The sequence below is a fragment of the Streptomyces sp. NPDC041970 genome, from assembly GCF_055588985.1.
The window spans coordinates 1-8,277 of record NZ_JBVJCD010000077.1 but is presented as its reverse complement, the minus strand read 5'-3'; the positions used below and the strand labels follow the sequence as shown (position 1 = coordinate 8,277).

The 8,277-nt window shown below is 76.7% G+C and carries 6 protein-coding genes and 1 pseudogene; all 7 read right to left on the bottom strand.

Annotated elements, in window-relative coordinates; genetic code table 11:
• Positions 1-124 precede the first annotated feature (124 nt).
• Positions 125-1,114 (bottom strand): NAD(P)H-quinone oxidoreductase, encoded by a 990-nt coding sequence (locus ACZ6EJ_RS25605; RefSeq protein WP_469270328.1) that lies wholly within the window; start codon positions 1,112-1,114, stop codon positions 125-127.
• Between the two features lie 74 nt (positions 1,115-1,188).
• A complete protein-coding gene (locus ACZ6EJ_RS25600) occupies positions 1,189-2,331 on the bottom strand; it encodes a potassium channel family protein (RefSeq protein WP_469270326.1) in 1,143 nt (380 codons plus the stop codon).
• Positions 2,289-3,839: a molybdopterin molybdotransferase MoeA gene (locus ACZ6EJ_RS25595; protein WP_469270324.1), complete on the bottom strand. Its 1,551-nt coding sequence runs from the start codon at positions 3,837-3,839 to the stop codon at positions 2,289-2,291. The genes ACZ6EJ_RS25600 and ACZ6EJ_RS25595 overlap by 43 nt, the downstream gene beginning before the upstream one ends.
• Before the next feature lie 419 nt (positions 3,840-4,258).
• The gene (locus tag ACZ6EJ_RS25590) at positions 4,259-5,236 is read right to left on the bottom strand and encodes an NTP transferase domain-containing protein (RefSeq protein ID WP_469270323.1); all 978 of its coding nucleotides are present in this window, start codon (positions 5,234-5,236) and stop codon (positions 4,259-4,261) included.
• Between the two features lie 175 nt (positions 5,237-5,411).
• On the bottom strand, positions 5,412-6,956 hold the full coding sequence (locus ACZ6EJ_RS25585; RefSeq protein WP_469270321.1) for a dihydrolipoamide acetyltransferase family protein: 1,545 nt from the start codon (positions 6,954-6,956) through the stop codon (positions 5,412-5,414).
• Entirely contained in the window at positions 6,956-7,987 is a 1,032-nt protein-coding gene (locus ACZ6EJ_RS25580; RefSeq protein WP_469270319.1) for an alpha-ketoacid dehydrogenase subunit beta, read from the bottom strand. Before ACZ6EJ_RS25580 ends, ACZ6EJ_RS25585 begins: the two co-directional genes overlap by 1 nt.
• A pseudogene (locus tag ACZ6EJ_RS25575) lies at positions 7,984-8,172 on the bottom strand (pyruvate dehydrogenase (acetyl-transferring) E1 component subunit alpha); the annotation flags it as partial. The gene ACZ6EJ_RS25580 and the pseudogene ACZ6EJ_RS25575, both read right to left, overlap by 4 nt.
• Positions 8,173-8,277: the final 105 nt, after the last annotated feature.

Genomic DNA, 8,277 nt, shown 5'->3' with positions numbered 1-8,277 from the left:
CCTGCTCCCCCCCCCCCCCCCCTCCCCCCCCCCCCCCCCCCCCCCCCCCCCCCCACCCCCCCCCCCCCCCCCCCCCCCCCCCCCCCCCCCCGCCGCGTGCGCGGTGCTCCCCCGGTGCGACGGCTCAGGCCGCCGAGGGCGCGAGCAGCACCACCTTGCCGATGTGCGTGCTGGACTCGAGCACCCGGTGCGCCTCGGCGGCGTCGCGCATCGGCACCGTACGGTCCACGACGGGCCGGACCGTCCCGCCGCCGATCAGCGGCCACACGTGCTCGCGTACGGCGGCGACGATGGCGGCCTTCTCGTCGAGCGGACGGCTCCGCAGGGAGGTGGCGGTCACGGCGGCCCGCTTGGTCAGCAGCGCGCCGAGGTTCAGCTCGCCCTTGGCCCCGCCCTGGAGGCCGATGATCGCGAGGCGGCCGTTCACGGCGAGCGCCCGCACGTTGCGGTCGAGGTACTTGGCGCCGACGATGTCGAGGATGACGTCGGCTCCCGCACCGTCCGTCGCCCTGCGCAGCTCCTCGACGAAGTCCTGTTCGCGGTAGTCGATGAGGATGTCCGCGCCCAGCTCGGCGCACCGGGCGAGCTTCTCCGGGCCGCCCGCGGTGACCGCCACACGGGCCCCGACCGCCTTCGCCAACTGGATCGCCATCGTGCCGATCCCGCTGGACCCCCCGTGCACGAGCAGCGTCTCGCCGGGGCGGAGGTGGGAGACCATGAACACGTTGGACCACACCGTCGTGGTGACCTCGGGCAGCGCCGCCGCCGCGACCGCGTCGACGCCGTCCGGCAGGGGGAGCAACTGGCCGGCCGGGACGGCCACCTTCTCCGCGTAGCCGCCGCCCGCCAGCAGCGCGCACACCGCGTCCCCGACCGCCCATCCGCTCACGCCCGGACCGAGCGCGGCGACACGGCCCGCGCACTCCAGTCCGGGGTAGGGGGACGCGCCGGGCGGCGGGTCGTAGAAGCCCTGCCGCTGGAGCACGTCCGCGCGGTTGACGGCACTGGCGGCGACCTCGACGAGGACCTCGCCCTCGCCGGGAACGGGATCGGGCACCTCGGCCCATACGAGCGCCTCGGGGCCACCGGGTTCGGGGATCGTGATCGCATACATGGCCGCGAGGCTACTCCCGCCCCGGCCCGCTCGCCCGGTACGGCCCCGGACGGCGCGGCCGGAGGCGCACGGCGTCAGGGGCGCTGGTGCGGCGGCATCGTGTTGGGCGGAAGGGACGCGGAACTGGGGCTCGCCCGGACGATCGTGATGACCCGGTCCGTCAACTGGAGCGGACTGGCCGCCGGGTCGTCGTAACCGAGCAGCCGGTGCCCGCGCAGGACGCTGACCACCAGGTCGTCGGTCTCCCGAACGCCCTTGCCGACCTCGGCCTTTATGACCGGCCGCTCCACCAGGTCGAGCCCGCTGCCCTGCTGGATCAGGTCCTCCATCACCGTGCCCGCGCTCGGGCTGAGGACGGAGAGGCCGAGCAGCCGGCCGGCGGCACTGGCACTGGTGATGACGGCGTCGGCACCGGACTGCCGCAGGAGCGGCGCGTTCTCCTCCTCGCGCACCGCGGCGACGATCTTCGCCGCCCGGTTGAGCTGGCGCGCCGTCAGGGCGACCAGGACGGCGGTGTCGTCGCGCTGGGTGGCGATGATGATCTGGCGGGCCTTCTGCAACTCGGCGCGCAGCAGCACATCGCTGCGCGTGGCGTCACCGAGCACTCCGGTGAAGCCCTCGGCGTTGGCGGCCTCGATGACCTTGGAGGCCGGGTCGACGACGACGATCTGCTCCTTCCGCAGACCGGTCGCGAGGAGCGTCATGATCGCCGAGCGGCCCTTCGTGCCGAAGCCGACGACGACGGTGTGGTCACGCAAGTGGGATCTCCAACGCTTCAGCCGGAAGTCCTCGCGGGTCCGTTCCGTGAGGACTTCGAGAGTGGTGCCGACCAGGATGATCAGGAAGAGCACGCGCAACGGGGTGATGAGGACGACGTTGATGAGCCGTGCGCCGTCGCTGTACGGGGTGATGTCGCCGTACCCGGTGGTGGAGAGGGTGACCGTCGCGTAGTAGACCGCGTCCAGCAGGTCGACCTCGCCGTCCGCGTTGTCGTTGTACCCGTTGCGGTCGAGCCAGACGATGAGCACCGTCGCGGCCAGCACGAGCAGCGCCATCAGCAGCCGCTTGCCCACCTGTCGCGCCGGACCGACGACGACCCTGCGCGGGAGCATCACCCGCGTCGGCACGACGTGTTCGTCCGCTCGCCTGGCCATCGCATCATGGCCGGGAAGTTTCACGTGAAACACCCTTCCGTCCACGGCGTCGCCGGGGCCCACGGCAGATCGAGAATCTCCACCTCGGTGCCGGACCGTACCCCGCCCGGCGGCACGACGGCCAGCCCGTCCGCCCCGGCGATCCCCCGCAGCATCGCGGGACCGTTGTAGCGGAGCGGCACGACATGGTCCCGGCCCCCCGCGTCGCCCGCGCGATGCACCACGGGCACGAGGCGGGTGTCGTGCGGATGCCCCTGCACATCGGTGGGGACGAGGGCCAGGTACGGGTCCTGGTCCGAGCGGCCCGCGATCCCCGCGAGCAGCGGTTCGGCCAGTGTCAACAGCCCCGAGACGGCCGCGAGCGGGTTGCCGGGCAGCCCCACCAGCCACGGCCCCTGGTGCGGCAGCCGGGCCAGCAGCATGGGGTGGCCTGGGCGGACGGCCACCCCGTCCACCAGCAGGTCGGCCCCGAGGCCGTCGAGCACCGGGTGCACATGGTCGACCGGCCCGGAGGCCGTTCCGCCGGTGGTGACGATCAGGTCGGCGTCCGAGGCGGTGAGCGCCTCACGCAGCGCCCCGGCGTCGTCCCCGAGGCGGCGGGGGCCGGAGACCTCCGCGCCCAGGGCCCGCAGCCAGGGGCCGAGCATGGGCCCGAGGGCGTCGCGGATCAGCCCGTCGCGCGGCGGGCCCGAGGCCAGCAGTTCGTCGCCGAGGACGAGGACGTCGACGCGCGGCCGGGGCACGACGGGCAGCGCGTCGTACCCGGCGGCCGCCGCCAGCCCGAGCACGGCCGGGGTCACGACCGTCCCTGCCGGGAGGAGGTCCTCCCCGGAGCGGCACTCCTGGCCGCGGGGTCGGACGTCCTGCCCGGTCACCACGGGCCGCCGGGCGTGCAGCAGCCCCTTGGCCCCGTCGGCGGCGGCGTGCTCGGTACGGAGAACCGCCGTCGCGCCGGGCGGGACGCGGGCGCCGGTCGCGATCCGTACGGCGGTGCCGTCGGGCCGTACGGCCGGGACGCCGCCGTCACCGCCCGCGAGCAGGCCCGTGCCCTCCTCGAACCTCCAGGGGCCCGGCCCGGCCACCGCCCAGCCGTCCATGGCCGAGGTGTCGAAGGGCGGCAGGTCGGTGAGCGCGCCGAGCGCCTCGGCGAGCACATGCCCCAGGGCGCGGTCGAGCGGCAGCCGCACCGCGGCGCGCGGCCCGCCGCGCCCGGCCCGCGCGGCGACCGCCCGCGCCCGCCCCCAGGACAGGGACGAGGGGGCGGGCGCTGCCTCGGCGGGGGACGGCTCGGTGGGGGGCGGCTCGGTGGTTCGCGTGGCGGTGGGGGTGGGCGTGGTGGGGGGCGTGGGGTGCGGCTCGGTGGTGGGGGCGACCGCGGGCGCGGTGGGGGCGGGCGCGGCGGCGCGGGGGGCGGTGGGGATCTGCTCGGCGGTGGGCGCGGTGGCGCGGGGGGCGGTGGGGGTCTGCTCGGTGGTGGGCGCGGTGGCGCGGACGGTGGGCGGCTCGGCGGTGCGGCCGGTGTCCCGGTCACCGCTCGAAGCTCTGCCGAGACCGCGGCCCGCACCGCCCACCAGCGCGAGCGCCTGCTCGATGGCCCCCTCCGCCGCGGCACGCGCGAGGTCGCACGCCGCGGCACGCGCGAGGTCACCGTCGAGGTCGGGGGCGAGGCGAGGAGCGGCCTCGGGACCACCGGGCCGGTCGGGGGCCGACGCGTGGCGGGCGGTCGCGGGGCCGGGGGCGTGGGCACGGTCGGCAGCGGGGCCGGGGGCATGGGGACGGTCGGTGCCGGAACCGGACGGGTGGGGACGGTCGGCAGCGGGACCGGACGGGTGGGGGCGCTCGGCAGCATCGCCGGGCGCGCTGGACCGGGATGCGCGAGGGCCGGCCGCGTGGTGCCCCGCCGCATCGGAGCCGGTCCGGCGCGGGCGGTCCGCCTCGGGGCCGGGGGCTGGCGGGCGGGCGGCGTCAGGGCCGGACGGGTCCGGGGCTGTCATGGGGTTCCGGTCCCTTCCGGGCTCGTCGCGGGGCCGGCCCGGTCAGCGCCATCGGCCGCCGAGGTCGGGGTCCCGGCATCCTGAGCGGCAGCGGGCTTCGCGCTCGGCGCCGACGCAGCGCCCGGTCCCTCCTCCGCTTCCCACCGAAGGGCGAGGGCGGCGGCCCTGCGCGCGGCCTCCGCGACCGCCGCCGCGGCCTCGTCGGGCCCCGCGCCGGCGCTCGCCCTGGCAGCCGCGTAGCCGACCAGGAAAGTCGTGAGCGGGGCGGCGGGCCGGGCGACTCCGTGCGCGGCGTCACGGGCGAGGTCGAGCAGGAGACCGGTGTCGACGTCGAGGTCGATGCCGAGTTCGTTCTTGACCGAGGTGATCCATTCGTCCAGCACGGCCCCATGCTCCCTGATCCGGGCTCGGGCGGCGGCGATGTCGTCCCAAGTGTCGCAGTCGAACGCGGCGTGGGGGCCCGCGTCGACCCGGACGAGGTCCAACTCGGCGGTCAGCAGCCGCAGGGGCAGACCGGCGAGGCCGCCGTGCTCGGTGGCGATGAGCGCGAGTTCCCTGCGGAGCGGCTCGGCGCGGTAGGCGGCCACGAGCGGTTGGTCGCGCCCGTCCGGATCGGTGCAGAGGGCGCCTTCCCGGCCGGTCCGCCCGGCCGCGTCGAGCAGCGCCTCCACCGTCCCCGTACCGAGGAAGGGCAGGTCGGCGGAGAGGACGAGCACGCGTTCCGCCGTCGTGTGCCGCAGCCCCGCGCCGAGCGCCGCCAACGGGCCGCCGCCCTGGGGGACTTCGCGGGCCCAGGTGACCGGGCGGGCGGTCGGCCGCCGCCCGCCCACCACGACGGTGACGCGCGCCCCGGCGCAGGCCGCGAGGACCCGGTCGAGCAGCGCCCGGCCGCCCACCCGGACTCCGGGCTTGTCGGCGCCGCCGAGCCGCTTCGCGGCCCCACCGGCAAGGACGATCACGTCGTAGGCGGTCATGCGTCGAGTATGGGCGGCGCCCCCCGCGGCCCCCCGCAGGGGGCCGCCCCCACCGGGGCGGGCCACCCGGCGCGGACGCCGCCGCCGGGACGGCCCGCAGTGAGGCGGTCCGGCGGGGACGGGCGGCCCGCCCCGGCGGGTGGGACGGCGGCCCGCCCCGCTCGCCGGCCCGGCGTCACAGGGTGCGCAGCAGCACCTCCGGTCGCTCCACGCAGTCCGCCACGTACCGGAGGAAGCCCCCCGCCGTACCGCCGTCGCACACCCGGTGGTCGAAGGTGAGGGAGAGTTGGACGACCTGGCGTACGGCCAGCTCGCCCTCGTGCACCCAGGGTTTGGGCATGATCCGGCCGACGCCGAGCATCGCCGCCTCCGGGTGGTTGATGATCGGCGTCGAACCGTCGACCCCGAAAACCCCGTAGTTGTTCAGCGTGAACGTGCCTCCGGTCAGTTGGGCCGGAGTCAGCTTCCCGGTCCGGGCCGCCTCGGTCAGCCGGGCGATCTCCGCACCGATCGACTCCGTGTCGCGGACGTGCGCGTCGCGGACGACCGGCACGACGAGGCCCCGCTCGGTCTGGGCCGCGAACCCGAGGTGCACTCCGGGCAGCCGGACGATCTCCCGAGCGGCCGTGTCCACGATGGCGTTGAGCTCGGGGAAGCGGGCCAGCGCGGCCGTGCAGATCCTCGCCAGCAGGGCCAGCACCGACACCTTCGGCCCGGCGGAGGGGCCCGTCGCGGCGTTCATCGCGGCTCTGGCGGCCATCAGCCCGGTGGCGTCGGCGTCCACCCAGCAGGTCGCGTCGGGGATCTCGCTCCGACTGCGCGTCAGCTTGTCGGCGATCGCCCCCCGCACCCCCCGCAGCGGAATCCGCTCGGCGGCCGGGGCGGTCGACGGCTCCGGCCCCGCGGGAACCGGGGCAGTGGCGTACGCGGCCGCCGCCGGGACCCCGGATGCCGCCTGGGCCGTACGGGTCCCGTCCGGCACGGTCCGCTCCGCACGCCTGATCGCGGAGTCGACGTCGGCCCGCAGGATCAGCCCGTCGGGGCCCGACCCCGCCAGGCGTCGCAGGTCGACGCCGTGCTGCCGGGCCAGGCGGCGTACCAGCGGGGAGACCACCGCCACCGGCCCCCGCTCGTCCGGCCGGTCCCGGTCGGCCCCGTCCACGGTCGGCGCGGCGGGCACGGCCTCCGCAGCCGGCCCGCGCGCCGCGCCGGCCGCCGTTTCCGGGGTGGACGCGCCCACCCCGGCAGGCCGGGCGGCGGACACCCGGTCGGGGCGGATGCGGCGTCGGCGGGCGGCCGGTGCGCCGGTCCCGTAGCCCACGAGCACGTTCCCGGACCCGGACGAGGTCTCCGGCTCGGCGGGACCCGAGGGCGGGGAGGCGTCGGCGGCACTGCGGTCGCCCGCCCCCGGCCGGGCGGGGTCCGACGCGTCCGATTCCGGCAGCGCGGAGTCCGGGGCGCCCGGTCCCGGCAGCGCTCCGACCGCGACCGTCAGCAGCGGCGCGCCGACGGGCAGTTCCGCGCCCTCCTCACCGAACCGCGCGGTCACCACACCCGCGTAGGGGCACGGCACCTCCACCATGGCCTTGGCCGTCTCGACCTCGACGACGGGCTGGTCGACGGCGACGACGTCACCGACCTCGACCAGCCAGCGCACGATCAGCGCCTCGGTCAACCCCTCACCGAGGTCCGGCAGCTTGAATTCGAGCACCTGGGGCATCAGCGGTCCGCCTCCCACTGCAGCCGGGCCACCGCGTCGAGCACCCGGTCGACTCCCGGCAGATGGTGCCGCTCCAGCATGGGCGGCGGGTAGGGGACGTCGAACCCGGCCACGCGCAGCACCGGCGCCTCCAGGTGGTGGAAGCACCGCTCGGTGATCCGGGCCGCGATCTCACCGCCGGGCCCCCCGAACTCCGAGGACTCGTGGACGACGACCGCGCGCCCCGTACGCCGCACCGACGCGGCCACCGTCCCGTCGTCGAACGGCACCAGGGAGCGCAGGTCCACCACTTCGAGGTCCCAGCCCTCCGCCACCGCCGCTTCGGCGGCCTCCAGGCAGACCGGCAGGGACGGCCCGTACGTGATCAGCGTCGCGTCCCGGCCGGGGCGGCGGACCACGGCCCGGCCGATGGGCGCGACGGCGGCCGGAGCCTCGGGCGACCAGTCGGCCTTCGACCAGTACAGCCGCTTCGGCTCCAGGAAGACCACCGGGTCGTCCGAGGCGATCGAGGCGCGCAGCAGCCCGTACGCGTCGTCGACCGTGGCCGGTGTGACGACGTGCAGGCCGGGCGTGGCCATGTAGTACGCCTCGGAGGAGTCGCTGTGGTGCTCGACCCCGCCGATGCCGCCGCCGTAGGGGACCCGCACGGTGATCGGGAGCGGCATGGCCCCCCGCGTGCGGTTGCGCATCTTCGCGACATGGCTGACCAACTGCTCGAACGCCGGATAGGCGAACGCGTCGAACTGCATCTCCACCACGGGCCGCAGCCCGTACATCGCCATGCCGACGGCCGCGCCGAGGATGCCCGCCTCCGCCAGCGGGGTGTCGGTGCACCGGCCGTCGCCGAACTCCTTCGCCAGCCCGTCGGTGACCCGGAAGACCCCGCCGAGCGTGCCCACGTCCTCACCGAGCACGTGCACGGCGGGGTCCTCGGCCATCGCGTCCCGCAGCGCGCGCCCGAGGGCCTGCGCCATGGTGGCCGGCTTCGCCTTCGCCGCGCGTCCGCCGGCTCTCGTCGCCGCGGTGGTCATCGACCCGCCTCCGCACGGTGCTCGGGGCGGTCCCGCTCGCCCGGCCCGCCGCGGTGGTCCTGCTCGGCGTCCAGCTCGGCCCGCAGCCGGTCGGCCTGCTCCAGAAGCTGGTCGGTCCGCTCGGCGTACACATGGGCGAAGAGGTCCATGGGCTCCAGCACCGGATCCGCGTTCATCCGGTCGCGGGGGGGGGGGGGGGGGGGGGGGGGGGGGGGGGGGGGGGGGGGGGGGGGGGGGGGGGGTGGAGGGGGGGAGGGGGGGGGGTTGCTGTTCCTCGCCCGTAAAAGGGG

Coding starts and splice junctions, on each gene's coding strand:
- ACZ6EJ_RS25605 (WP_469270328.1), bottom strand. CDS start 1,114: ATGTATGCGATCACGATCCCCGAACCCGGTGGCCCCGAGGCGCTCGTA.
- ACZ6EJ_RS25590 (WP_469270323.1), bottom strand. CDS start 5,236: ATGACCGCCTACGACGTGATCGTCCTTGCCGGTGGGGCCGCGAAGCGG.
- ACZ6EJ_RS25585 (WP_469270321.1), bottom strand. CDS start 6,956: ATGCCCCAGGTGCTCGAATTCAAGCTGCCGGACCTCGGTGAGGGGTTG.
- ACZ6EJ_RS25580 (WP_469270319.1), bottom strand. CDS start 7,987: ATGACCACCGCGGCGACGAGAGCCGGCGGACGCGCGGCGAAGGCGAAG.